The sequence below is a fragment of the Allobosea sp. genome, from assembly GCF_017308075.1.
Lineage (GTDB): Bacteria > Pseudomonadota > Alphaproteobacteria > Rhizobiales > Beijerinckiaceae > Allobosea.
In genome coordinates, this window is sequence record NZ_JAFKFX010000036.1 from 86,759 (window position 1) to 109,838 (window position 23,080).

25 protein-coding genes and 1 tRNA gene are annotated in these 23,080 nt (G+C 68.0%); 18 read left to right on the forward strand and 8 right to left on the reverse strand.

Annotation, left to right across the window (positions count from 1 at the left end; genetic code table 11):
- Positions 1-82 precede the first annotated feature (82 nt).
- The 7 genes from J0J10_RS18495 (at position 83) to phoB (ending at position 6,537) form a co-directional block, all read left to right on the forward strand.
- A complete protein-coding gene (locus J0J10_RS18495; protein WP_291648100.1) occupies positions 83-1,132 on the forward strand; it encodes an ATP-binding protein in 1,050 nt (349 codons plus the stop codon).
- Positions 1,133-1,240: 108 nt separating this feature from the next.
- Positions 1,241-2,266: a phosphate ABC transporter substrate-binding protein PstS gene (gene pstS, locus J0J10_RS18500; protein WP_291639436.1), complete on the forward strand. Its 1,026-nt coding sequence runs from the start codon at positions 1,241-1,243 to the stop codon at positions 2,264-2,266.
- 77 nt (positions 2,267-2,343) lie between these two features.
- Entirely contained in the window at positions 2,344-3,312 is a 969-nt protein-coding gene (gene pstC / locus J0J10_RS18505; RefSeq protein ID WP_291648102.1) for a phosphate ABC transporter permease subunit PstC, read from the forward strand.
- Positions 3,313-3,326: 14 nt separating this feature from the next.
- Positions 3,327-4,217, forward strand: a complete 891-nt coding sequence (gene pstA / locus J0J10_RS18510; RefSeq protein WP_291639440.1) for a phosphate ABC transporter permease PstA — start codon at positions 3,327-3,329, stop codon at positions 4,215-4,217.
- 24 nt (positions 4,218-4,241) lie between these two features.
- Positions 4,242-5,048, forward strand: coding sequence for a phosphate ABC transporter ATP-binding protein PstB (gene pstB / locus J0J10_RS18515; RefSeq protein WP_291639442.1), 807 nt, complete (start codon positions 4,242-4,244; stop codon positions 5,046-5,048).
- 38 nt (positions 5,049-5,086) lie between these two features.
- Positions 5,087-5,809, forward strand: coding sequence for a phosphate signaling complex protein PhoU (gene phoU / locus J0J10_RS18520; RefSeq protein WP_066473331.1), 723 nt, complete (start codon positions 5,087-5,089; stop codon positions 5,807-5,809).
- Between the two features lie 29 nt (positions 5,810-5,838).
- The gene (gene phoB / locus J0J10_RS18525) at positions 5,839-6,537 is read left to right on the forward strand and encodes a phosphate regulon transcriptional regulator PhoB (RefSeq protein WP_291639445.1); all 699 of its coding nucleotides are present in this window, start codon (positions 5,839-5,841) and stop codon (positions 6,535-6,537) included.
- Positions 6,538-6,541: 4 nt separating this feature from the next.
- Here the strand turns inward: phoB and J0J10_RS18530 are convergent, their stop codons facing one another.
- The 3 genes from J0J10_RS18530 to J0J10_RS18540 form a co-directional block, all read right to left on the reverse strand.
- Positions 6,542-6,862, reverse strand: coding sequence for a YnfA family protein (locus J0J10_RS18530; RefSeq protein WP_291639447.1), 321 nt, complete (start codon positions 6,860-6,862; stop codon positions 6,542-6,544).
- Positions 6,859-7,299 carry an NUDIX hydrolase gene (locus J0J10_RS18535; RefSeq protein WP_291648104.1) on the reverse strand — a complete coding sequence of 147 codons (441 nt, stop codon included), beginning with the start codon at positions 7,297-7,299 and terminating at the stop codon, positions 6,859-6,861. The genes J0J10_RS18530 and J0J10_RS18535 overlap by 4 nt, the downstream gene beginning before the upstream one ends.
- A gap of 70 nt (positions 7,300-7,369) precedes the next feature.
- Positions 7,370-7,924, reverse strand: a complete 555-nt coding sequence (locus tag J0J10_RS18540; RefSeq protein ID WP_291639451.1) for a GcrA family cell cycle regulator — start codon at positions 7,922-7,924, stop codon at positions 7,370-7,372.
- A gap of 540 nt (positions 7,925-8,464) precedes the next feature.
- Here J0J10_RS18540 and J0J10_RS18545 point away from each other — a divergent pair.
- The 3 genes from J0J10_RS18545 to J0J10_RS18555 are packed head-to-tail and all read left to right on the forward strand — an operon-like array spanning position 8,465 to position 11,621.
- Positions 8,465-9,685, forward strand: a complete 1,221-nt coding sequence (locus tag J0J10_RS18545; protein WP_291648106.1) for an aspartate aminotransferase family protein — start codon at positions 8,465-8,467, stop codon at positions 9,683-9,685.
- 2 nt (positions 9,686-9,687) lie between these two features.
- Positions 9,688-10,617, forward strand: a complete 930-nt coding sequence (argF, locus tag J0J10_RS18550) for an ornithine carbamoyltransferase (RefSeq protein ID WP_291648108.1) — start codon at positions 9,688-9,690, stop codon at positions 10,615-10,617.
- Positions 10,617-11,621, forward strand: coding sequence for an Hsp33 family molecular chaperone (locus tag J0J10_RS18555; protein ID WP_291648110.1), 1,005 nt, complete (start codon positions 10,617-10,619; stop codon positions 11,619-11,621). The genes argF and J0J10_RS18555 overlap by 1 nt, the downstream gene beginning before the upstream one ends.
- 109 nt (positions 11,622-11,730) lie before the next feature.
- Here J0J10_RS18555 and argE read toward each other — a convergent pair whose 3' ends face one another.
- Positions 11,731-12,909, reverse strand: a complete 1,179-nt coding sequence (gene argE / locus J0J10_RS18560; protein WP_291648112.1) for an acetylornithine deacetylase — start codon at positions 12,907-12,909, stop codon at positions 11,731-11,733.
- Positions 12,906-13,298 (reverse strand): Co2+/Mg2+ efflux protein ApaG, encoded by a 393-nt coding sequence (gene apaG / locus J0J10_RS18565; protein ID WP_291639462.1) that lies wholly within the window; start codon positions 13,296-13,298, stop codon positions 12,906-12,908. The genes argE and apaG overlap by 4 nt, the downstream gene beginning before the upstream one ends.
- A gap of 214 nt (positions 13,299-13,512) precedes the next feature.
- Here apaG and J0J10_RS18570 point away from each other — a divergent pair, with 214 nt between their 5' ends.
- From J0J10_RS18570 to J0J10_RS18580, 3 genes are all read left to right on the forward strand, one after another.
- Entirely contained in the window at positions 13,513-14,685 is a 1,173-nt protein-coding gene (locus J0J10_RS18570; RefSeq protein ID WP_291648114.1) for a 2'-deoxycytidine 5'-triphosphate deaminase, read from the forward strand.
- A 351-nt stretch (positions 14,686-15,036) separates the two neighbouring features.
- Positions 15,037-15,333: a hypothetical protein gene (locus tag J0J10_RS18575; RefSeq protein ID WP_291639466.1), complete on the forward strand. Its 297-nt coding sequence runs from the start codon at positions 15,037-15,039 to the stop codon at positions 15,331-15,333.
- A gap of 114 nt (positions 15,334-15,447) precedes the next feature.
- A tRNA-Gly gene (locus J0J10_RS18580) sits at positions 15,448-15,522 on the forward strand.
- Positions 15,523-15,802: 280 nt separating this feature from the next.
- Here the strand turns inward: J0J10_RS18580 and J0J10_RS18585 are convergent.
- Complete coding sequence (locus tag J0J10_RS18585; RefSeq protein ID WP_291648116.1) at positions 15,803-16,792, reverse strand: Bug family tripartite tricarboxylate transporter substrate binding protein; 990 nt, start codon at positions 16,790-16,792, stop codon at positions 15,803-15,805.
- Between the two features lie 80 nt (positions 16,793-16,872).
- On the opposite strand from J0J10_RS18585, the gene J0J10_RS18590 reads away from it, so the two are divergent.
- The 5 genes from J0J10_RS18590 to J0J10_RS18610 all read left to right on the forward strand — a co-directional run bounded on the left by J0J10_RS18590 (position 16,873) and on the right by J0J10_RS18610 (position 20,489).
- Positions 16,873-17,535 carry a GntR family transcriptional regulator gene (locus tag J0J10_RS18590; protein ID WP_291648118.1) on the forward strand — a complete coding sequence of 221 codons (663 nt, stop codon included), beginning with the start codon at positions 16,873-16,875 and terminating at the stop codon, positions 17,533-17,535.
- Positions 17,535-18,662 carry an enolase C-terminal domain-like protein gene (locus J0J10_RS18595; protein ID WP_291648179.1) on the forward strand — a complete coding sequence of 376 codons (1,128 nt, stop codon included), beginning with the start codon at positions 17,535-17,537 and terminating at the stop codon, positions 18,660-18,662. The genes J0J10_RS18590 and J0J10_RS18595 overlap by 1 nt, the downstream gene beginning before the upstream one ends.
- Before the next feature lie 175 nt (positions 18,663-18,837).
- On the forward strand, positions 18,838-19,623 hold the full coding sequence (locus tag J0J10_RS18600; protein ID WP_291648120.1) for an SDR family oxidoreductase: 786 nt from the start codon (positions 18,838-18,840) through the stop codon (positions 19,621-19,623).
- 70 nt (positions 19,624-19,693) lie between these two features.
- The gene (locus J0J10_RS18605) at positions 19,694-19,864 is read left to right on the forward strand and encodes a hypothetical protein (RefSeq protein ID WP_291638648.1); all 171 of its coding nucleotides are present in this window, start codon (positions 19,694-19,696) and stop codon (positions 19,862-19,864) included.
- A gap of 31 nt (positions 19,865-19,895) precedes the next feature.
- Entirely contained in the window at positions 19,896-20,489 is a 594-nt protein-coding gene (locus J0J10_RS18610) for an SCO family protein (RefSeq protein ID WP_465247222.1), read from the forward strand.
- Between the two features lie 87 nt (positions 20,490-20,576).
- Here the strand turns inward: J0J10_RS18610 and J0J10_RS18615 are convergent, their stop codons facing one another.
- Positions 20,577-22,412 carry a glycosyltransferase family 2 protein gene (locus J0J10_RS18615; RefSeq protein ID WP_291648122.1) on the reverse strand — a complete coding sequence of 612 codons (1,836 nt, stop codon included), beginning with the start codon at positions 22,410-22,412 and terminating at the stop codon, positions 20,577-20,579.
- Positions 22,413-22,584: 172 nt separating this feature from the next.
- Positions 22,585-23,052 (reverse strand): MerR family transcriptional regulator, encoded by a 468-nt coding sequence (locus J0J10_RS18620; protein ID WP_291638650.1) that lies wholly within the window; start codon positions 23,050-23,052, stop codon positions 22,585-22,587.
- Between the last annotated feature and the right edge of the window lie 28 nt (positions 23,053-23,080).

The following is a 23,080-nucleotide window of genomic DNA, read 5'->3' on the forward strand; positions in this document are numbered from 1 at the left end:
GATCGCGCCTTGCGCGAGCGACCCTCGCAGCCGGCGCCGCGGCCCGGCACCTTGTCGTCCCGGCTCGCTGCGCGCGCTAGTCATGCACGAGCTGGTCGACCCCCGAGCCCCCGTCACTGCGGCGCTGATCGAGGCGACCGGCGTCGCCGTGATCCTGCTCGACGAGCAAGGCGCCATCCAGGCCCTGAGCCCGGCCGCCCGCTCGCTGATCGCCGGGCTGGAAAAGGGCAAGCAGCTCGCGCTGGTGATGCGCGACCCCGACCTGATCGACGCGATCGACCAGGTCTCGCGCCAGGGCGGCCGGCGGGCCATCGAGCTGATCGAAAGGGTGCCGATCGAGCGCACCTTCCGCATTCATATCGTCGCGCTCGCCGGCCCTGGTGCCCGAAGCGCCGTGCTGCTGACCTTCGAGGATCTGAGCGAGCAGCGCCTGACTGAGCGCATGCGCGTCGACTTCGTCGCCAATGCCAGCCATGAATTGCGCACGCCGCTCGCCTCCGTGCTCGGCTTCATCGAGACCCTGCAGGGGCCCGCCCGCAATGACGAGGCGGCCCGCGAGCGCTTCCTGCAGATCATGCGCCAGCAGGCCCTGCGCATGGCGCGCCTGGTCGACGACCTGCTCTCGCTCTCGCGCATCGAGCTCAAGGCGCATCTGGCGCCGCAGACCCCGGTCGATCTCGGCGAGATCGCGCGCACCATCCTCGATGCGCTCGTCCTGATGGCGCGCGAGCGAGACGTCTCCCTGAGGCTCGATCTGCCGCCGCGGCCGGTCGTGGTGGCAGGAGACCGCGACGAATTGCTGCGGCTGATGGAGAACCTCGTCGAGAACGCGATCAAATACGGCAAGCCCGGCGGCGAGGTCGTGATCAGGATCGAAGGCGGTGCCGAGGCCAGCTTCAGCGTGCGCGATGACGGGCCGGGCATCGCCGCCGAGCATCTGCCGCGCCTGACCGAGCGCTTCTACCGCGTCGACAACGCCGCCAGCCGCGAGGCGGGCGGCACCGGGCTCGGCCTCGCCATCGTCAAGCACATCGTGCTGCGCCATCGCGGCAGGCTGACGATCGAGAGCGTCGTCGGCGAGGGCGCGACCTTCAAGGCGATCCTGCCGCTGCTGGCCGAGGCAGGCCGTTAACGAAATGTGACGGCTGCCGCTGCGGCTTGATGACGATCTGTCATCTGGCTGTCATATCGCGGGTGTTTTTGCGCGCCGCTAGACCTTGCGACCCAGAGAGGACATCTCATGCGCAAACTTCTCATTCTCGCGGCTGCGGCTGTCGGGTTCTCGGGCGCCGTCCAGGCCGCCGACATCACCGGCGCCGGCGCGACCTTCCCCTTCCCGATCTACGCCAAATGGGCCGAGGCCTATAAGAAGGAGACCAATATCGGTCTCAACTACCAGTCGATCGGCTCGGGTGGCGGCATCCGCCAGATCAAGGCCAAGACGGTCGCCTTTGGCGCCACCGACGCCCCGCTCAAGGGCGAGGACCTGGCCAAGGACGGTCTCGTCCAGTTCCCGACCGTGATGGGCGGCGTCGTCCCGGCGATCAACGTTCCCGGCATCGAGGCCGGCAAGCTGAAGCTGACTGGCCCGCTGATCGCCGAGATCTATCTCGGCACGATCAAGAAGTGGAACGATCCGAAGATCGCCGCTCTGAACCCCGGCCTGACCCTTCCCGAGGCCAATATCAGCCCGGTCTACCGCTCGGACGGCTCGGGCACGACCTTCGTCTTCACCGATTATCTCTCGCGCGTCTCGCCGGAGTGGAAGTCGAAGATCGGCACCAACACCGCCGTGCAGTGGCCGGTCGGCATCGGCGGCAAGGGCAATGAGGGCGTCTCCGCCTCGGTCAAGCAGGTCGCCAACTCGATCGGCTATGTCGAATACGCCTATGCCAAGCAGAACAAGCTCGCCCATGCGCTCGTCCAGAACGCCGACGGCAACTTCCCGGCCCCGGACGACAAGTCCTTCCAGGCCGCCGCGGCCAATGCCAACTGGAACGAGGCGCCCGGCTTCGGCATCTCGCTGAACAACCAGAAGGGCGCCCAGGCCTGGCCGATCACCTCCGCCACCTTCCTGCTGGTCCATGCCAAGCCGGAGAAGCCGGAAGAGACCCAGGCCGCGCTGAAATTCGTCGACTGGGCCTATAAGAACGGCGACCAGCTGGCGCTCGGTCTCGACTATGTGCCGCTGCCGGCGGGCGTCAAGGACCAGGTCCGCAACGCCTGGAAGGGCGTCACCGACCCGGCCGGCAAGCCGATCTTCTGATCGCCCTGCGACCACGTTAAAGGAAGGGGCCGGCTCCGGCCCCTTCGACCCGCCTGAAACCGACCGGAGTTCTTCGGATGGCCGCCGTGACTGACCAGATGGCATCGGGAATGCCCGCCGTTCGCCGGACCCCGAAAGGTACCTTCGACCTCGTCTTCCGCAATGCCAGCTTCCTGGCGGCGCTCTTCGTCCTGGTGCTGCTTGCCGGCATCATCGCGGCAATGGTCGCCGGCGGCTGGCCGGCCTTCCGCGAATTCGGGTTCGGCTTCCTGACCTCGAGCGTCTGGGACACCCAGAACGAGCAATACGGCGCCTTTCCGGCGATCGTCGGCACCTTGTCGACCGCGCTGATCGCCCTCGTCGTCGGCGTGCCGCTCTCGCTCGGCATCGCCGTCTTCCTGACCCAGCTCGCCCCGCCCTGGTTCAAGCGGCCGGTCTCGACCGCGATCGAGCTGCTCGCCGCCGTGCCCTCGATCATCTACGGCATGTGGGGGCTCTTCGTCTTCGTGCCGCTCTTTGCGGCCTATGTGCAGATCCCGCTCTCGAACATCGTCGAGGGCATGCCGATCGTCGGCACCATCCTGTACTCGCGCTCGCCCTCGGGCCTCGGCATCCTGACCGCCGGCATCATCCTGGCGTTCATGATCATCCCGTTCATCGCCTCGATCACCCGCGACATGCTCGAGCAGATCCCCTCGGTGCTGCGCGAGAGCGCCTATGGCATCGGGGCGACGACCTGGGAGGTCGTGCGCTACGTGCTCGTGCCGCAGGCCGGCGTCTCGATCATCGGCGCGGTCATGCTCGGCCTCGGCCGCGCCCTCGGCGAGACCATGGCGGTGACCTTCGTGGTCGGCAATGCCAACCGCCTCTCGGCCTCGGTGATGGATCCGGGCTCGACCATCGCCTCGCGCATCGCCAACGAGTTCAACGAGGCGCTCGGCCTGCAGCTCCACGCGCTGATCGCGCTCGGCTGCATCCTGTTCTTCGTCACCTTCGTCGTCCTGGTCATCGCGCGTATCCTCGTCGCGCGCGTCAAGTCCTTCTGAGGGAAGCGCAACCGATGAACCAGACGCCTCCTGCCGCCCCCGCGATGACCCCGGAAGTGCCCTGGGGCCGCGTCCGCCCGGCGCGCCGCAATGCGGACCGGCTGATGAAGATCATCGCCACGGCGTTCACCCTCGTCGCCATCACCGTGCTGTTCTGGATCCTCGGCATGCTGGTGGTGAAGGGCATCGGCGGGCTTTCGGCCGGTACCTTCACGCAGGTGACGCCCGGCCCCGGTTCCGAGGGCGGCGGCCTAGCCAACGCCATCGTCGGCTCGGCCGTGCTGACCTTCCTCGGCATCGCGCTGGCGACGCCGATCGGCGTGCTCGCCGGGACCTATCTCGCCGAGTACGGCCGGGGCTCGAAGCTCGCCAACCTGATCCGCTTCATCAACGACATCCTGCTCTCGGCGCCCTCGATCCTGATCGGCCTGTTCGTCTACGTCATCCTGGTCGAGCCCTTCCGCGGCTATTCCGGCTGGGCCGGCGGCGTCGCGCTCGGCATCATCGCGATCCCGGTGATCGTGCGCACCACCGAGGACATGCTGCGCCTCGTGCCGGCGCCGCTGCGCGAGGCCGGCTCGGCGCTCGGCGCCCCGCCTTCGGTGGTCATCACCGCGATCACCTGGCGTGCCGCGAAGTCCGGCATGGTCACCGGCATCCTGCTGGCGCTAGCGCGCATCGCCGGCGAGACGGCGCCGCTGCTCTTCACCGCGCTGAACAATAATTTCTGGTTCTCGCCGACCCTGGTCGGCGGCGTCTCCAACCTGCCGGTGACGATCTATCAGTTCGCCTCGGCCCCTTATGAGAACTGGCAGCAGCTCGCCTGGGCCGGTTCGCTGATCATCACCGTCTCGATCCTTTTGCTCTCGCTTATCGCCCGGCGCATCGTGCGCGGCGGCAAGTGAGCACCACGTCCGATCGGAAGGAACATGTCGATGCTCTCGACCCTGGAACTCAGCCCGCAGGTCCTCGACGCCCAGGCGCCGATCCGGATCGCGGTGAAGAACCTCGATTTCTACTATGGCGAGCACAAGGCGCTGAAGAACGTCAATCTCAGCTTCCGTGACCGCCACGTCACCGCGCTGATCGGCCCCTCCGGCTGCGGCAAGTCGACCCTGCTGCGCATCTTCAACCGGATCTACTCGCTCTATCCCGAGCAGCGCGCCACCGGCGAGGTGCTGCTCGACGGCCGCAACGTCATCTCCAACGATGTCGACGTCAACGAGCTGCGCTCGCGCATCGGCATGGTCTTCCAGAAGCCGACGCCCTTCCCGATGTCGATCTACGACAATGTCGCCTTCGGCATCCGCCTCTACGAGAAGCCGCCGAAGTCGGAGCTCGACGACCGCGTCGAGGGCGCGCTGCGCCGCTCCGCTCTCTGGGACGAGGTCAAGGACAAGCTGAAGAGCTCCGGCATGGGCCTCTCCGGCGGCCAGCAGCAGCGCCTGTGCATCGCCCGCACCATCGCCCAGAAGCCCGAAGTGATCCTGTTCGACGAGCCGACTTCGGCCCTCGACCCGATCTCGACCGGCAAGATCGAGGACCTGCTGGAGCAGCTGAAGAGCGACTTCACCATCGTCATCGTCACCCACAACATGCAGCAGGCGGCGCGCGTCTCGCAGTACACCGCCTTCATGTATCTCGGCGAGGTCGTCGAGTTCGACGCGACCAACACCATCTTCATGAACCCCAACAAGAAGCAGACGCAGGACTACGTCACCGGCCGCTTCGGCTGAGCCCTGCCGTTCCGCTCGCCCTCGAAGGATTCGCCCCGATGTCCGACCATATCGTCCGCTCCTATGATGCCGACCTCGAAGGGCTGCGCCGCAGCCTGGCCGAGATGGGCGGCATGTCCGAGCGCATGCTCGGCGACTCCACCGTGGCGCTGGTGCGCCGCGACACGGCGCTGGCCCAGAAGGTCATCACCGCCGACCAGCGGCTCGACAATCTCCAGCGCGATGTCGAGGAGAAGGCGGTGCTGACCATCGCCCGGCGCCAGCCGCTCGCCAACGACCTGCGCGAGCTGATCTCGGCGATCCGCATCGCCGCTGACATCGAGCGCGTCGGCGACCTCGCCAAGAACATCGCCAAGCGCGCGGTCGCGATCTCCGGCCAGTTCTCGCCGCCGCACCGCGCCGTGGTCGGGCTCGAGCATATGAGCCGCCTGGTGCAGGCTCAGCTCAAGGACGTGCTCGATGCCTATGCCGCCAGCAACGAGCAGAAGGCGATGGAGGTCTGGCGCCGCGACGACGAGATCGACGCGCTCTACACCTCGCTCTTCCGCGAGCTCCTGACCTATATGATGGAAGATCCGCGCAACATCACCTTCTGCACGCATCTTCTGTTCTGCGCCAAGAACGTCGAGCGCATCGGCGACCACACCACCAACATCGCCGAGACGATCCATTACCTGATCACCGGCCAGTCGGTGGAGGAGAGCCGGCCCAAGCTCGACACCACCAACATCCTGGTTGACCTGCCCGCGGCCAATGGCTGAGCGGATGGGCGCCTGAGCGGAGGCTCGACATGCCTGCACGCATCCTGATCGTCGAGGATGAGGAGCCGCTGACCCTGCTGCTCCGCTATAATCTCGAGGCCGAGGGCTTCGAGGTCGACACCGTCGCGCGCGGCGACGATGCCGAGCTGCATTTGCGCGACCATACCCCCGACCTCGTCCTGCTCGACTGGATGCTGCCCGGCCTTTCCGGCATCGAGCTCTGCCGGCGCCTGCGCGCCCGGCGCGACACGGAGCGGGTGCCGATCATCATGCTGACGGCGCGTGGCGAGGAGACCGAGCGGGTGCGCGGCCTCGCCACCGGCGCCGACGATTATGTCGTCAAGCCGTTCTCGCTGCCGGAGCTGATCGCCCGCATCCAGGCGCTGCTGCGCCGGGTCAAGCCCGGCCATGTCGTCGGCATGCTGACCGCCGGCGATCTCGAGCTCGACCGGACGACGCGGCGAGTGCGCCGGGCCGGCGCCGAATTGCATCTCGGTCCGACCGAGTTCCGCCTGCTCGAATTCCTGATGCAGGCCCCGGGCCGGGTCTATTCGCGGGCCCAGCTGCTCGACGCCGTCTGGGGCCGCGACGTCTATATCGACGAGCGCACCGTCGACGTCCATGTCGGGCGCCTGCGCAAGGCGATCACCCCCGACGACGCCAAGGACCCGCTGCGCACCGTGCGCGGCGCCGGCTACGCCTTCGACGAGACGTTCGCGCGAAGCTGAGGCCTCAGCGCGGCGCGGCGACGATCACCGCTGCGCCGGCGAGGCAAAGGGCTGCGCCCGTGAGGTCGAAACGGTCCGGCGGCACCTTCTCGACCAGCCACATCCAGCCCAGCGACGCGACGATGTAGACCCCGCCATAGGCGGCGAAGGCCCGGCCGGCGGCGGCGCTGTCGATCAGCGTCAAGAGCCAAGCGAAGAGCGCCAGCGCCAGAAGCCCCGGCAGCAGCCACCAGGCCGATTTGCCGAGCTTGAGCCAGGCCCAGAACGAGAAGCAGCCGGCGATCTCGGCCAGCGCGGCCCCCAGATAGATCGCGAAACTGGTCATGGCGCTGCGGCGAAGCTGGCCGCGAGCCGGGCGAAGACCGGACGGTAGGCTTCCGAGGCGAGCGGCGACAGCTCGCGGGCCTCGGCGAGGTCGAACCAGCGGATCTCGCTGTGCTCGTCATTGCTGATCCGGGCTTCGCCCACCCAGCCGGTCACCGCGAACAGATGCCACAGAGCCGGGATGACGCCGTCGCTCTCGGTCGTCTCGATGGTGGTCAAGCGCGTGAAGCTGGTCGGCTCGATACCGATCTCCTCCTGCAATTCGCGTCTCAGTGCCTGCTCGATCGTCTCGTCGGGCTCGACATGCCCGCCGATCGTGTCCCAGCAGGACGGCCTGTTGCGGCGATGCGGGGCTCTCAGTCCGAGCAGGATGTCTCCGCCCCGGATCGCCAGGGCGCAGGCATATTCGACAGGCGCGGGACGTTCTGCGGTGCGCATCGGCGTCTCTCCACCAATGGAAAAGCCGGCCCGAGGGCCGGCTTCAATTCTTCTACACAGGGGTGCCGGGTCAGGCGCGCACCTTGCTGCGGTCGCGGCGCCGGTCGGCCGCCGGCTGGTAGGCGATGCGGGCATGATAGCCGCAATAGGGCATGCCGGTCAGCGAGCGGCCGCCGCAGAAGCGGAATTCCGGCGAGGTCGGGTCGCCCATCGGCCAGCGGCACATATATTCGCGCAGGTCCATGATGGTGACGCGCTCGGAGAACGGGATCACCACCTCCTCGGCCGGGGCCGCCGGGACGTGCTCCGCTTCCGGTTCCGCCTCGATCTCCGGGACGAATTGCGGGGCGAGCGCCGTGTTGCCGCGGGTCATGCCGCCGCTCGCGGCGGCAGGGCTCGCCATTGGATGGGCCGGCGGGCGCGTCGTCGGCTTGCGCGGGCGCGGCGCGGCCGAGCCGGGATTCTTGGCGCGGCCCGAAAGGCCGAGGCGGTGGACCTTGCCGATGACAGCATTGCGGGTGACGCTGCCGAGTTCGCCGGCGATCTGGCTGGCGCTCAGTCCGTCATTCCAGAGCTTCTTGAGCAGTTCGACGCGTTCGTCGGTCCAGGCTCCAGCTTCGCTCATCGATTTCACCTGTCTTCGTCATGCCTCGCCATAGCCCGGCGACGCATAGGAAAAGATCATGGCGGAATCCGATATCGGCAGCGCCCGTCGAAGAACGGAAACCGCTACGCTCGGAACTGACGATACTGGAGACGCCGCACGAGATGTCGTATCTGACGAGGCCGACCATACAAGATGGCTTGACTCGGCCACAAGAGTCGCCGAATCGGAAATCGTCTTTTCCCCAGACAAAGCTTCGATCCGGCAGTCAGGTGAGTCTATTTGGCAACGCTGCGGCGCCCGGCCGGAATTGACAGTGCCGGACCGCTTTTGCATAGTCTTCTCAATGCGGCCGCCCTTGGGGCGGCGCTTATGTTTTGAGCGATCCGGACTTTCGAGCGATGCGGCTGACGGCGCGACGAGAAAACGGGAAAGGCCTGCGACGATAACGTCGCCGCGGGGTCGCATCGTGCTGGCAGATCGCCGCCGCGCCCCGAACCACCGCTTCACACCCCGGCGCCCAGCGCTTTCCGTTACGTTCCGTCGCGAGGACCTCGCTCCATGAGCTCCGCTTCCGTTTCCGCCAATGCCTCCGTTCTGCTGCCGACCTATGCGCGCGCACCCGTCGCCTTCGAGCGCGGCGAAGGTGCCTGGGCGATCACCGCCGATGGCCAGCGCTATCTCGATTTCGGCGCCGGCATCGCCGTCAACGCGCTCGGCCACGCCCATCCGCATCTGGTCAAGGCGCTGACCGAGCAGGCCCAGCGCATCTGGCACACCTCCAATCTCTACGCGATGCCGGACGGCGAGAAGCTCGCCCGCCGGCTCTGCGAGGCGACCTTCGCCGAGCGCGTCTTCTTCACCAATTCGGGCGCCGAGGCGAACGAATGCGCGATCAAGATGGCGCGCAAATACCATGCGGCGCAGGGCCATCCCGAGCGCTACCGCATCGTCACCTTCGAGGGCGCTTTCCACGGCCGCACGCTGGCGACCATCGCCGCCGGCGGCCAGCAGAAATACATCGACGGCTTCGGCCCCAAGGTCGACGGCTTCGACCAAGTGCCCTTCGACGACGAGGCGGCGCTGCGCGCGGCGATCACGCCGGAGACCGCGGCGCTGATGATCGAGCCGATCCAGGGCGAGGGCGGCCTGCGCTCGGTGCCGATGCGCTTCCTCAAGCTGCTGCGCCAGCTCTGCGACGAGCACGGCCTGCTCCTGATCTTCGACGAGATCCAGACCGGCGTCGGCCGCACCGGCAAGTTCTTCGCCTATGAGCACAACGGCGTCGCGCCCGACATCATGTCGATCGCCAAGGGCATCGGTGGCGGCTTTCCGATGGGCGCCTGCCTCGCCACCGAGGCGGCGGCGGCCGGCATGGTGCTCGGTACGCATGGCACCACCTTCGGCGGAAATCCGCTGGCCATGGCGGTCGGCAACGCCGTGCTCGACGTCATTCTCGAGCCCGGCTTCATCGAACACGTCGCCCAGACCAGCCTCCGGCTGAAGCAGTCGCTCGCCGAACTCAAGGACAAGCATCCCGACGTGATCGAGGAGATCCGCGGCCAGGGCCTGATGCTCGGCCTCAAGCTGCGCACCCCGAACACCGATTTCGTCGCCGAGGCGCGCGCTGCCGGCCTGCTCGTCGTCGCTGCCGGCGACAATGTCGTGCGCCTGCTGCCGCCGCTGATCATCGGCGATGCCGAGGTCGGCGAGGCGCTCGCGCGGCTCGACAAGGCCGCCGGCGCCGTCGAGGCGACGCTGGCCCGGCCGGCGGCGGAATGAGCATGGGGACTCCAGTGCGTCACTTCCTCGACCTGTCCGATTTCTCAAGCGAGCAGCTGCAGGCGATCCTGCGCGCCGGCAACGAGATCAAGGCGCGGCGCCGCACGCCGGCCGCTGCGGGCGATCGCCTGCTCGAGGGCAAGGTCATCGCCATGATCTTCGAGCAGCCCTCGCTGCGCACCCGCGTCTCCTTCGATGTCGGCATCCGCGAGCTCGGCGGCTCGCCGATGATGGTGACCGGCCAGGAGATCGAGCTCGGCGAGCGCGAGACCATCGCCGACACGGCGCGGGTGCTCTCGCGCTATGTCGACGCGATCATGATCCGCATGCTCGACCATGATTCCGTGGTTGAGATGGCGAAATACGCGACCGTCCCGGTGATCAACGGCCTGACCAAGCGCCAGCATCCCTGCCAGGTCATGGCCGACGTCATGACCTTCGAGGAGCGCAAGGGGTCGATCAAGGGCAAGCGCATCGCCTGGACCGGCGACACCAACAATGTCCTGACCTCCTGGGTGCACGCCGCCGGCCGGCTCGATTTCGAGCTCGCCATCGCGACGCCCGAGGAGCTGGCGCCGCCGCCGGCGCTGATCGACTGGGCCCGCAAGCAGGGCGCCAAGCTCTCCCTGACCAACCGGCCCGAGGCCGCCGTCGAGGGCGCCGATTGCGTCATCACCGATTGCTGGGTCTCGATGGGCGACGAGGAAGGCACGCGCCACAACCTGTTGCGCCCCTATCAGGTCGACGAGCGTCTGCTCGGCCGCGCCGGGAAGGATGCGATCTTCATGCATTGCCTGCCGGCATCGCGCGGCGAGGAAGTCACAGACGCGGTGATGGACGGTCCGCAATCGGCAGTGTTCGACGAGGCCGAGAATCGGCTGCATGCCCAGAAGGGCATTCTGGCCTGGTGCTTCGGCGCGGTGGCGACGTGATGGCCGACAACGCTGCCGTCGGTGCTGCGGCGCCGGACGACCGGGTTCTGCCTTATGCGGTGCCGGCGCTCGACATCCGTGGCCGCGTCGTCAGGCTCGGTCTCTCGCTCGACCAGATCCTCGACCGCCATCGCTATCCCGAGCCCGTCGCGCGGGTGCTCGGCGAGGCTGCGGCGCTGACCGTGATGCTCGGCACGACCCTGAAATCGGAGAGTCGTTTCCAGCTCCAGACCAAGAGCGACGGGCCGATCTCGATGCTGGTCGTCGATTTCAACGCGCCGGACAGCTATCGCGCCATGGCGCATTACGATGCCGACCGGCTGGCGCAGGCGATCGATGCCGGAGCCGTTTCGACCGGCGAACTGCTCGGCCGCGGCCATCTCGCCATGACCGTCGACCAGGGCTCGGAAGCGACGCGCTATCAGGGCGTCGTCGCGCTCGACGGCCAGAGCCTGGAAGAGGCGGGCCACCAGTATTTCCGCCAGTCCGAGCAGATTCCGACCCGGATCCGGCTCGGCGTCGGCTCGGTCCTGACCGGTGGCGGACTCGCCTGGCGTGCCGGCGGGCTGATCGTGCAGTTCATGCCGAACTCGCCGGATCGGATGCGCGCCGCCGAGCTCTCGCCCGGCGATGCGCCGGAGGGGCACGAGATCCTGGCGGGCGGCGATCATGACGGCATCGCCGACGATGCCTGGGCCGAGACGCGTTCGCTGGTCGGCACGATCGAGGACCATGAGCTGCTCGACCCGACGCTGGAGAGCGAGCGGCTGCTCTATCGGCTGTTCCACGAGCGCGGCGCCCATGTCTTCGAGCCGATTCCGGTGCGTGATGCCTGCCGCTGCTCGCGCGAGCGCGTGCTCGGCATGCTCAGAGGCTTCCCGCTCGAGGACCGCAAGGCAATGATCGCCGATGACGGCTCGCTGGTCGTCACCTGCGAGTTCTGCTCGCGACGCTACGGCTTCGACCCTGTCGAGGTCGAGGCGGAGATCGCGGCGGGGCAATAGAAAGCGTCATGCTCGCCCTCGTGGCGAGCAGCCACGCCTTGAACGCCATATTCGATCAGTGAAGCAAAGACGGGGATGGTCGGGACAAGCCCGACCATGACGGCATCGCTTACGCCCGGCACTGCTGCATCAGGCGCCGCATGAAGGCCTCGCCGGCCGAGAACTGCTCCAGCGTGATGTACTCGTCCGGCTGATGCGCCTGGTCGATCGAGCCGGGCCCGCAGACCACGGTCGGCAGGCCGGCGCGCTGGAAATGCCCGGCCTCGGTGGCATAGGCGACGGCGATGGTGCTGTTGCGGCCGGCGAGCCGCATCGCCAGCGTCTCGGCCTCCGAGCCGGGATCGGGCGCGAGGCCGGGGACGTCCGAGCTCATCACCGTCTCGATCGCAGCGCTCGGCGCGGTCTTCCGCATCCGGGCGAGCACCTCCTGCGACAGGGCGGCGAAGCGCGCCGGCACCGCCTCCGGATCGGAGCCGGGCAGGGTGCGGACCTCCCAGGAGAGATCGCAGCGATCGGCCAGGATGTTGCGGGCGATGCCGCCCTGGAACTTGCCGACATGGATCGTGTCATAGGGCGGATCGAACCGGCCGCTCTCGTCGATCTGCGTCTCGCGCTCATCGGCGAGGCGCACCAGTTCGGCCGCCAGCCGCGTGCCGGCATGGACCGCGCTGGCGCCGAGATGCGGCTTGGAGGAATGCGCGGCGAAGCCGGTGATCCCGGTGAAGAAGGTGCGGATGCCCTTATGCGCATCGGCGATGTCGAGCGAGGTCGGCTCGCCGACGAGGACGGCGCGCGGCCGCGGCAGGCTCTTGCCCATCTCGGCGATGCCGTCGACGACGCCGAGGCAGGTGACCTCCTCGTCATAGGAGAAGAACAGGTGGATCGGCGTCTTGAGCCCGGCCGCCAGGAAGTCCGGTACCAGTGCCAGCGCCAACGCGACAAAACCCTTCATGTCGACAGCGCCGCGGCCATAGGCCCGGCCGTTCTCGACATGCAGGGTGAAGGGATCGCGCGACCAGGCCTGGCCCTCGACCGGAACCACGTCGGTATGGCCCGAGAGCAGCACGCCGCCGCGATCCTGTGGGCCGATCGTCGCGAACAGCGCGGCCTTGTCGCCGGTGGCATTGGGGAAGCGAGTCGACGCGACACCCCAGCCGGACAGATAATCCTCGACGAAGTCGATCAGCGGCAGGTTGGATTTGTGGCTGACCGTGTCGAAGGCGACGAGCCGGGCGAGCATGTCGAGCGGCTGGTAGCGCTGCCTGGTCGGACGTGCGGAGGCGTTCAATGCAGGACCTTCTTCACATAAGGTGAATCGAGCGGAAACAGCGGCACTGCGACCTCTAGGGTCGTGCCGTCATCGCCGAGCATGGCATAGGAGCCGCTCATGCTGCCGTCGGGCGTCATCAGCGGGCAGCCGGAGGTGTAGCTGAAGCTCTCGCCGGGCTGCAGGACCGGCTGCTTGCCGACGACGCCCTCGCCACGGACTTCATGGACCTCGCCGCGGCCATCGGTGATCACCCAGTGCCGCGTCATCAATTGCATGGCATGGTCGGAGAGGTTCACGATCTCGATCGTATAGGCCCAGAAATAGCGGCCCTGCGCCGGCGTCGACTCCGCCTCCATGAATCTCGGCGAGACGGTGACCCGCACGCCATGGGTTTCGGCCTGGTACATGATCTGAGGCTCCGTGCCCGCAGGCGCGGTCTTCTCCCGCCGGATGTCGTTCAGCCGTTATGCCCCGGAGCCGGCTCCCGGCTCAAGCGCGAAGCGTGGGCACGGCGCTGCGCCGGCGCGTTTCCGGCGTGGACAACTGGCGCGAAAACGGTCTCGCACGCGCGAAGGCCGTGGGCTTGCTGTATGATCGCCGCCTGTTTAGAGGTTCGGTCCAATGGTGACATCCTCCGACATGCCGACCGAGCTCGCGGAGCCGGCCTCCGCCTCGCTCAGCGGCAAGTCCGGCGTGCTGCCGCGCCAGGACATCCGCACCCTCGTCGGCCGCGGCATGGTGCGCTCGATCTCGGGCGTGATCGCCGAGAGCCAGTACCAGCCGGCGAGCCTCGATCTGCGCCTCGGCGACAAGGCCTATCGCGTCCGCGCCAGCTTCCTGCCCGGGCTGAACAAGAGCGTCGAGCAGGTGCTCGAGGATCTCGCCCAGGACGAGGTCTCGCTCGAGAACGGCGCCATCCTCGAGAAGAACTGCGTCTATGTCGTCGAGCTGATGGAGTCGCTTGTCGACCTGCCGGCAACGATCTCGGCCTTCGCCAATCCGAAGAGTTCGACCGGGCGGCTCGACGTCTTCACGCGGCTGATCGCCGATCGCAGCGAGGTCTTCGACAGCGTCGCCGGCGGCTATTCCGGTAAGCTTTACGCCGAGATCTCGCCGTCGAGCTTCTCGATCAAGGTTCGCAAGGGCAGCCGGCTCAACCAGCTCCGCTTCCGCCGCCGTGGCGGGGGCCAGGAGGAGGCCTCGGGCTTTCGGGTTTCGGACCGGGATCTGCGCCTCGTCCATGAGCGCACGCCGCTGGTCGACGGACCGGCGACGATCCGCAACGGCCTCGTCTTTCGCATCCATCTCGCCGGCGCCAGCGATGACGAGATCATCGGCTACCAGGCTCAGCGCTTCACCGATGTGATCGATGTCGATCGCGTCGGCCAGTACGCCGTCGAGGATTTCTGGACGCCGCTCTACACCAGGGGCCGCAAGCGCCTGATCCTCGATCCCCACCAGTTCTACATCCTCGCCTCGAAGGAGCGCCTGCACATCCCGGCGGGCTTTGCCGCCGAGATGGCGCCGATCGATCCGAGCATGGGCGAGTTCCGGGTCCACTATGCCGGCTTCTTCGATCCCGGTTTCGGCGTCGGTGCCGATGGCGCGCCCGGCAGCCGCGGCGTGCTCGAAGTGCGCAGCCACGAGGTGCCCTTCGTGCTGGAGGACGGCCAGGTCGTCGGCCGCCTCGCCTTCGAGAAGATGGCGGCCGAGCCGGACGCGCTCTATGGCGATATCGGCACCTCGAATTACCAGGGCCAGGCCCTGAAGCTCTCCAAGCATTTCCGCAGCTAGAGCGGCGGACCGAAAAGTGGGCTCCGCTTTTCGGAGGGGCGTGATGCCTCGATAAGGCGAGGGATCGCCGGTTCGCGTCCGTTGGGACGTGCGGCGGTTCTGACGAAAATGGCCGCTCCCCTGCACGGCCAGCCCAATCCTTTGTTAGCTGCGAATCCCGATCTCCTGTCCGATCCACGGGCGCGCTGGCGACAAAATGGCGATTTCGTGTCAAATGGCGCCAAGTACCGCCTGCGACGTCGGTCTGCGATCGGCGGCGCGTTCATGTCCGTGTCACCGGCGGGGGCGTTTCTGACGCCCATCCGCTCCATGGCTTTCGTGGCCATCTATTTACAGAGGAAGGATTTTCTCATGCGCGCGCTCATCATCGCCGGCGTTCTCGCGGCCGGGCTCGCCGGTTGCCAGACCGTCGAGCAATCGGCGGCCGAGGCCGACACCGTCTGCCTCGATGCCGGCCATCGTCCCGGCACGCGCGCTTTCGAGCGCTGCCGCAGCGACGTCTTCCAGAGCTTCCGCCGCTCCAACGCCCAGGCCAGCAACGCAGTCGCGGCCGGCGTCGTCGCCGGCGCCGTCGGCGGCGCGGTCATCGCCGCCTCGTCGCGCCGCCATTACGGCTATTACGGCTGCGGCTATTACGGCTGCTGGTAAGCCCGTCATGCAGGCGTGCCGGATCGCCCGGCGCGCCTGCCTCTCGCAAATGTCGAGAATGTTGTGCCTGCCCGCTTGCGGCCGGCACATAGGCCCGGCTATATCGACGGGCGCGCGGGCGTAGTTCAGTGGTAGAACGTCAGCTTCCCAAGCTGAATGTCGTCGGTTCGATCCCGATCGCCCGCTCCATCTTCCCTTCCTCAGACCGATCTATCCCGAGCCTCGTCATTGCGGGCGCGGAACGCCGTGGCGCTCTGGATGTCGCCGGGGGCGGTCCGGCGATCCCCGGAACAACCGCGGCGGTGCGATCGGATCGCGGTCGGACCTGCGGCCTGTTCCGCCCTCAAGCGCATTTGTCGAGCCAGGGGCAGTGCCGGCTCGCGTCAAGCTCATGCGACAGCACGGATGATGGCGGCCCTTCCGCGCTTCGAGGCAGCGCGGAAAGGCTCTGGCTGGCAATCAGCCCGCCCTATTGCGCTTGCAGGGTCACGCCGGCCTTGCCGGCCACGTCCTTCCAGCGCGCGATGTCGGCGGCCAGGAAGGCCTTGAACTCGGCCGGCGAGTTGCAGACCGTCTCGCCGCCGAGCACGGCGAGCTTTTCCTGGATCTGCGTGTCGGCGCAGGCCTTGACGATCTCGGCATGCATGCGCTCGACGATCGCCGGTGGCACGCCCTGCGGGCCGAGCAGGCCGAACCAGGCGACGGTCTCATAGCCGGCAAAGCCCGACTCGGCGACGGTCGGCACGTTCGGCAAAGCGGGCGCGCGCTTGGCCGTGGTGACGGCGAGCGGCGTGACCTGGCCGCTGGTGACGAGGCCGATCGCCGGCGGCAGGTTCACCGCCATGAACTCGACCTGGCCGGAGACGATGTCGTTCAGCGCCGGGCCGGCGCCGCGATAGGGCACATGCGTCGCCTCGATCCCGGTCAGGACCTTGAGATATTCGCTGTTCATATGCGCCGAGGAGCCGCTGCCGCCCGAGGCGTAGCTGAGCTTGCCCGGATTGGCCTTCGCATAGCTGATCAGCTCGGCCATCGACTTCACCGGCAGCTTGGTGCTGGCGATGAAGATGTTCGGCGCCTTGTAGACCAGCGAGACCGGCGTGAAGTCGCGCATCACATCGTAGGGGATGTTGGCATAGGTCGCGGCGTTGATCCCGTGCGAGCCGGCATTGCCCATGATGAAGGTGTAGCCGTCGGGCGCAGCCCGGGCCGCCGCCGCCGAGCCGACGACGCCGCCGGCGCCGAGCCGGTTCTCGATCACGAAGGGCTGGCCGAGCGCGCTCTTCAGCTTCTCGGCGATCAGCCGGGCGGCGATGTCCGAGCCGTCGCCAGGCGCGCTCGGCACGATGATCGTCACCTGGCGTTCCGGCCATTGCTGGGCCGAGGCGGAGCCCGCCATGCTGGTGCAGCCGAGGGCCGCGACCAGCCCGAATGCCATACCGATGCCGATCCTTCTCATTGCGCTCCTCCAAATATGATCAAAGGCAAAGCTATTTATTGGATTGACAGGATACGTAACTCACTCTTTTGATCAAATCAATGCAGACCACCCAAAGCCGCGCTGACTCGGTCAAGGACTGGATCCGGGACGACATCGTCGCCGGCGGCCTCGCCTTCGGCGCCCGCCTGCGCATCGACGAGCTCGCCAGCCGCTACAGATCGAGCCATATGCCGGTCCGCGAGGCGCTGCGCAGCCTCGCCGGCGAAGGCCTCGTCGTCTCCGAGACCAACAAGGGCGCACGCGTCGTCACGGTCGACCGGCGCCTTGTCGAGCATCTCTTCACGGTCCGCATCGCGGTCGAGGTCGCACTCGCCCGCCAGGCGACCCAGGCGATGACGCGCGATCGGCTGGCCGAGGTCGCGGCGCTGGAGGAGGCCCGGCTGGCCTGCGTGCGGCGCGGCGACTACGCGCAGGGCGTCGAGATCAACCAGCGCTTCCACCGCCGGATCTATGAGGCGGCGGGCAATGGCGAGGGCCTTGCGGTGCTCGATCGCCACTGGCTGCTGCTGGCGGCGCTCTGGTCGCGGCTGGGCTATCGTCCGGAGCGCCTCGGCGGCGTCGCCAGCGACCACGAGCATATTCTGCGGGCGCTGCGCGACGGCGATGCCGAAGCCTGCGGGATCATGACCGCGGCCCATGTCACCAAGACGCGCCAGGACCTGCTGGACCTGATGGCGCAGCGCGGAGAAAGCCTGGCGTGATGCAAGTTCTCGACGATCCGATCAGGCAGGTGCGGCTCAGCATCGCCCGGATCACCGACAAGACGCTCTGGTCCTTTGTCGAGATCCGCTGTGCCTCGGGCGCCGAGGGCGTCGGCGAGGCGAGCCTTGCCGGGCGCGAGCGGGCGCTGCTCGATGCCGCCGTCGAAAACCTGCCGCGCTGGCTCGCCGGCGCGCCGCTGCCCGGCCTCGACACGCCGCCGCCGCTGCCGGTCGCGGCTTTGCGCACCGCGCTCGACGTCGCGCGCTGCGATGCCGCCGCACGGGCCGAAGGCGTTGGCCTTGCGCGCCGGCTCGGCGGCGATGCGGCGGCGCGCATCCCGCTCTATGCCAATATCAACCGGCGCACCCGCGACCGTTCGCCCGCCGGCTTCGCGGCGAGTGCCGCCCATGCCATCGCCCGCGGCTTTCAGGCGGTGAAAATCGCGCCCTTCGACGAGGTCGGCCCCGCTTTGCGCGACGATGCCGAAGGTCGGAAGGCGCTGGATGCGGGCATCGCCCGGATCGCCGCCGTCCGGGAGGCGCTCGGCCCGGACCGGCGCCTGATGGTCGATTGCCATTGGCGCTTCGGCGAGGCCCTGTCGGCGCGGCTCGTCGAGGCCATCCGCCCCTTCGGGCTCTACTGGCTCGAATGCCCGGTGGTCGAGGAACCCCGGCAGATCCCGGCACTCGCAGCGATGCGCAAGACGCTGAATGCGCGCGATACGCTGCTCGCCGGGCTCGAGGAGTTCACCGGCGCCCCGGCCTTCCTCGCCTATGCCGACGCCTATGACGTGATGATGCCGGACATGAAATATGTCGGTGGCGTCGACGAGATGCTGCGCACCGCCGAACGGCTCGCCGAACGCGGCATCGCCGTCTCCCCGCATAATCCGACCGGGCCGATCTGCCACGCGGCAAGCCTCCAGCTCTGCGCCGCCCTGCCGGGCTTCAGCATGCTGGAAATGCAGCTCGACGAGACGCCGCTGTTCTGGTCGCTGGCGCAGCCCGGTCTGCCGCCGGTCGATGGCGGGTCATCCGCTTTGCCGGCCGGCGCCGGGCTCGGCGTCACCCTCGACCAGCAGGCGATCGGCGAGCTCTCGACGGTCGATCTGCGCTTCTCGGCCTGAGGCGAGGTCGCGGAACCAGCGGAGCGTTCCGGTCGGAGCTCTACGATGGATCTCTGTATGCTTGAGATGTGCGTAGGTTTCGCGGCGGGCATGCGTGCTCATGCGTGCGCGTGGTCCGTTCACCACCTATCTTCCCTGCTCGCGCCGGATGCGCCTGCCTGATGGAGACCGAACCATGGATCTTGGACTCAAGGGAAAACGCGCGCTCGTCCTTGGTGCCAGCCGCGGGCTCGGTGCCACGATCGCGGCGACGCTGGCGGCCGAGGGGGCGAGCGTCGTCGCGGCGGCCCGCAATCTTGACGCGATCACCGGCTGGGTCGCCGAATTGCCGGCCGAGAGGCGCGGACGGGTCGTCGCCGCCAGGCTCGATCTCGCCGATCTCGCTTCGGTCGAGGCACTGGCGGAGCAGCTGATCGCCGAGGGCGGCGTCGACATCCTGATCGGCAATTCCGGTGGCCCGCCGCCCGGCGAGGCGCGCGAAGCCAGGCGCGCCGACTGGCTGCTGCATTTCGAGGCCATGGCCGCCAATCTCTTCCACCTCGCCCAACGCCTGCTGCCGGGCATGATCGAGCGCCGCTGGGGCCGCATCGTCACCATCGTCTCCTCCGGCGTCGAGCAGCCGATCCCGCGCCTCGCACTCTCCAACGGCATCAGGGCCGCCGTCGTCGGCTGGTCGAAGACCCTGTCGACCGAAGTCGCCGGGCAGGGCGTGACCGTGAATGTCGTGCTGCCCGGCCGCATCCATACCGAACGCGTCGACCAGCTTGACGATGCCGCGGCGGCGCGGGCGGGGGCGACGCGTGATGCCATCGCCAAGGCCTCGATGGCCTCGATCCCGGCCGGGCGCTATGGGCTGCCGCAGGAATTCGCCGACGTCGTCGCCTTTCTCGCCAGCGAGCGCGCCTCCTATGTCACCGGTGCCAAGATCCGCATCGATGGCGGGCTGATCCGCGGAATCTGAGCGGCGGGCACTGCGGCGCGATGGCCGCTTCCGGCTGAGGCTGCGAGACGCTAGATTGCGAGCCATGGAGATGTCACCACAGACCGAGATCCATGACGAGGCGCCCGCCTCGAAGGTTATCCTCTGGCTGTTGGCCGGTGGCGTCGGCCTGCTGCTGCTCGCCGGGCTCCTGCTCTGGTGGCGCGAGGGCGATCGCCTGTTCACCGACGGGCTGATCGCCGCCATCCTTGCCTGCTTCTGACCGGCCTCGCCGGTCGACCGAGGGATTTGCCTTGAACCGCCGCCTGATCCTGCCTCTCGTCGTGTTCCTGCTCGGCGCCGCCGCGCTTGCGGCAGCCGCCTTCATCACCTTCGCCCCGGGTGGACGCCAGGCCGGGCAAAGCCAGGCATCGAGCGTCGGCGGGCCCTTCGCGCTGACCACGACCGAGGGCAAGACCCTGACCGACAAGGATCTGCGCGGCGCGCCCTTCCTGGTCTTCTTCGGCTTCACCCATTGCCCCGATATCTGCCCGACCAAGCTGTTCGAGATCTCGGAGGTGCTGCGCGCCGCCGGGACGAAGGGCGAGAAGCTGCGGGCGCTGTTCATCAGCGTCGATCCCGAGCGTGACACGGTCGAGACGCTGAAGAGCTATCTCGGCTCCTTCGACCCGCGCATCATCGGTCTCACCGGCGACCGCGCCGCGATCGACGCCGCCATCAAGGCCTATCGCGGCTATTCCAAGAAGGTGCCGCTCAAGGATGGCGACTACACCATGGACCACACCGCGCTGGTCTATCTGATGGACAAGAATGGCGGCTTCGTCGGCGCCTTCAACATCGAGCGCCCGCCGGCGGAAGCGGCGCAGGAATGGCTGCGGCATCTCTGACGCCGGTTCTCGCGGCGCGCTGCCAGCTCCGATGCGATAATACTAGGATAAATCACCGTGACCGTGTCCGAACGGACGCGCGGCGATCTAGGCTGGCGGCTTGCGATAGCGCGAGGAGCGGGCGAGGCCATGCTCCGTCTTGTTCCAGGCGAAGGGGCGGTTGCTATACTCGATGAGCGCGAGCCAGGCTGCCAGCGAAACCAGCATGTAATAGAGCGGCAGGCCCGGTAGCCAGCGCAGGAGGTCGATGGCGCCGCGTCGCCAGGCCCCGAGCGCCGGCACCAGGAAAACGACGCAGACCCCGGCACCGGTCAGCGTCAGCGCGGTGGCCGAGAGCAACAGTTCGAGAGCGCTGTCCGGGTTCAGCAGCGAGCCGTTCAGAATCGCGAAGATGAAACCGAGCGCGAAGAACGGGTATCCGAGCGTGCCGAGCAGCGTGCCGAACGCCAGCACCAGGAAGGTCAGCGTCGCGACCGGCCCGGCTTCGCGCAGCAGCCGATGCGGCGCCAGCAAATGGCTGATCAGCGTCTGCAGATAGCCCTTCAGCCATCGCGTGCGCTGCTTCATCCAGGCGTTCAGAAAGCGTGGCGCTTCCTCCAAGGTCGCTGAGGGCAGGTCGGCGATGCGGCCGCCGGCCCGCACCAGGCGAAAGCCGATATCGGCATCTTCGGTGACGTTCCAGGCGTCCCAGCCGCCGACCTTGCGCAGTGCCTCGGTTCGGAAATGGTTCGAGGTCCCGCCAAGCATGATCGGCAGGCCGCAGCGCAGCAGGCCCGGATTGAAGACGTCGAAGAGCCCGGCATATTCCAGTGCGAAGAAGCCGGCGAGCCAGCCATCCCCGGTGTTGTCGATCACGAGTCGCGCCTGCAGGCAGACCAGATCCGCGTCGTCGCGCAGGAAGCGCGCGGCGGCGAGGCGCAGTTGCTGCGGGTCGGGCACGTCCTCGGCGTCGAAGATCGTGAACAGCTCGCCCTGGGCTTCGGCCAGCGCGACGTTGAGCGCGCGCGGCTTGGTCCGCGGCACGCCGCACGGCACGATCACGACCTGCATGAAAGGCGGCAGCCGCCGCGCTGCCAGCAAACGCTGCATGCCCAGGTCGGTTTCCTCGACGAGGATGCGGATGTCGAGCTTGGCGGGCGGGTAGTCGAGCGCCGAGAGGGCGCCAATGAGCTGGTTCAGGACCCTCTCTTCGCCGAGGAGCGGCACGGCGACGGTATAGACCGGCAGGCGACTGTCATCGACGCGCCAGCGCTGCTCGCGCCAGAGGTTGGCCGGAGGTTTCTCCATCAGGCTCGCGAGGCGCAGCACGACCGCGCCGAAGAAGACCGGCCCCAGGGCCAGCGCCACACCGATCAGCGTGCCGACCGGCGCGAGCGTCGTCAGCGCGGCGAGCAGGCCGACCATCAGAAGCGCGAGCCCCTTCTGCGAGATGCTGCTGCCGGTGCGGGCGCTAAAGCGGGCAAGGCCGGGCTCGTCGAGGCCGGCGGCCCGGCGGGCGAGCATGCGGGCGTTGCTCACGCGCAAGCCCGCAGCCAGCGCCGAGGGCGTCACGATCACGAGGTCGTCGCGGCGCTGCGGTTTGCCCGCCATGAAGCGCCGCAACGGCGCGCCGGCTGGCGGTGCACAGGCGAAGCGGGTGGGGCTGCCGGGCTCGTTCGCGATCCGTGCCACGCCCTCGCGCATGATCGCCGCGAGGTCGCCCCCCGGCAGGAGCGGCGGAACCTGGGCCGAGAAGCGCAGGTCGAACTCCGTGGCGAGGCTCCGGTAGAACGCCTCTTCGCCGACGAGGCCGGACGCGATGACCTGTTTTGCCGGCGACACGCCCAGACGAGCGGCAGCGACCGCGGCCTGTCGCAGCTCAGCGGGAGGAACGCCATGGCTCGCGAGGAAGGCGATCTCGACCGGCAGGCTCGCTTCGGCCACGCCGCTCACGCAACGACACGGCCACAAGACCGCGCTTCCATTGCCGCCCCCCAGTGGCGGCGGTCCATTTTACCGTCGCCGGCAACCTATGGTTGCCGGTTCGGGGCTGGGAGTCGAGCAGAATTCTAGATCTCGCGGCGTTCTCGGCCATTCCGGCCGGAACCGGCCGGGTCTAGCGCCAGGCTTCGGCGACACCGCCCTGGTGATGAGCGCATTGCGAGTGGTCGGCGAGCGCCTCGATGATCGCGCAATCGCAGGCGCTGACCCCACCGGAACAGGTCGCGGCGATCCGTTCCAGTTCCTTCTCGAGCGAACGCAGCCGCGCGATCTTGTGGCGGACCTCGTCGAGATGGGCGACCGAGATCGCATGCGCCTGGTCGCAGGGCAGGTCGGGATTGTCCGAGAGCTTCAGCAGGGTGCGGATGCTGTCGACCGAGAAGCCGAGATCGCGCGCATGCTTGATGAAGGCGAGCCGCTCGACATGGCGCCTGCCATAGCGGCGCTGGTTGCCTTCGGTCCGCTCCGGCGGCGGCAGCAATTCGACCTGCTCGTAATAGCGGATGGTCTCGACCTTGACGCCGGTCTGCTCCGCCAGCACGCCGATCGGAACGACGCGTTCCAGATTCTTCCGGTCGGACATCGATTTTCCTCTTGAACCTCTAGTCGCT

Coding starts and splice junctions, on each gene's coding strand:
- J0J10_RS18495 (WP_291648100.1), top strand. CDS start 83: ATGCACGAGCTGGTCGACCCCCGAGCCCCCGTCACTGCGGCGCTGATC.
- pstS (WP_291639436.1), top strand. CDS start 1,241: ATGCGCAAACTTCTCATTCTCGCGGCTGCGGCTGTCGGGTTCTCGGGC.
- pstC (WP_291648102.1), top strand. CDS start 2,344: ATGGCCGCCGTGACTGACCAGATGGCATCGGGAATGCCCGCCGTTCGC.
- pstA (WP_291639440.1), top strand. CDS start 3,327: ATGAACCAGACGCCTCCTGCCGCCCCCGCGATGACCCCGGAAGTGCCC.
- pstB (WP_291639442.1), top strand. CDS start 4,242: ATGTCGATGCTCTCGACCCTGGAACTCAGCCCGCAGGTCCTCGACGCC.
- phoU (WP_066473331.1), top strand. CDS start 5,087: ATGTCCGACCATATCGTCCGCTCCTATGATGCCGACCTCGAAGGGCTG.
- phoB (WP_291639445.1), top strand. CDS start 5,839: ATGCCTGCACGCATCCTGATCGTCGAGGATGAGGAGCCGCTGACCCTG.
- J0J10_RS18530 (WP_291639447.1), bottom strand. CDS start 6,862: ATGACCAGTTTCGCGATCTATCTGGGGGCCGCGCTGGCCGAGATCGCC.
- J0J10_RS18535 (WP_291648104.1), bottom strand. CDS start 7,299: ATGCGCACCGCAGAACGTCCCGCGCCTGTCGAATATGCCTGCGCCCTG.
- J0J10_RS18540 (WP_291639451.1), bottom strand. CDS start 7,924: ATGAGCGAAGCTGGAGCCTGGACCGACGAACGCGTCGAACTGCTCAAG.
- J0J10_RS18545 (WP_291648106.1), top strand. CDS start 8,465: ATGAGCTCCGCTTCCGTTTCCGCCAATGCCTCCGTTCTGCTGCCGACC.
- argF (WP_291648108.1), top strand. CDS start 9,688: ATGGGGACTCCAGTGCGTCACTTCCTCGACCTGTCCGATTTCTCAAGC.
- J0J10_RS18555 (WP_291648110.1), top strand. CDS start 10,617: ATGGCCGACAACGCTGCCGTCGGTGCTGCGGCGCCGGACGACCGGGTT.
- apaG (WP_291639462.1), bottom strand. CDS start 13,298: ATGTACCAGGCCGAAACCCATGGCGTGCGGGTCACCGTCTCGCCGAGA.
- J0J10_RS18570 (WP_291648114.1), top strand. CDS start 13,513: ATGGTGACATCCTCCGACATGCCGACCGAGCTCGCGGAGCCGGCCTCC.
- J0J10_RS18575 (WP_291639466.1), top strand. CDS start 15,037: ATGCGCGCGCTCATCATCGCCGGCGTTCTCGCGGCCGGGCTCGCCGGT.
- J0J10_RS18585 (WP_291648116.1), bottom strand. CDS start 16,792: ATGAGAAGGATCGGCATCGGTATGGCATTCGGGCTGGTCGCGGCCCTC.
- J0J10_RS18590 (WP_291648118.1), top strand. CDS start 16,873: ATGCAGACCACCCAAAGCCGCGCTGACTCGGTCAAGGACTGGATCCGG.
- J0J10_RS18595 (WP_291648179.1), top strand. CDS start 17,535: ATGCAAGTTCTCGACGATCCGATCAGGCAGGTGCGGCTCAGCATCGCC.
- J0J10_RS18600 (WP_291648120.1), top strand. CDS start 18,838: ATGGATCTTGGACTCAAGGGAAAACGCGCGCTCGTCCTTGGTGCCAGC.
- J0J10_RS18605 (WP_291638648.1), top strand. CDS start 19,694: ATGTCACCACAGACCGAGATCCATGACGAGGCGCCCGCCTCGAAGGTT.
- J0J10_RS18620 (WP_291638650.1), bottom strand. CDS start 23,052: ATGTCCGACCGGAAGAATCTGGAACGCGTCGTTCCGATCGGCGTGCTG.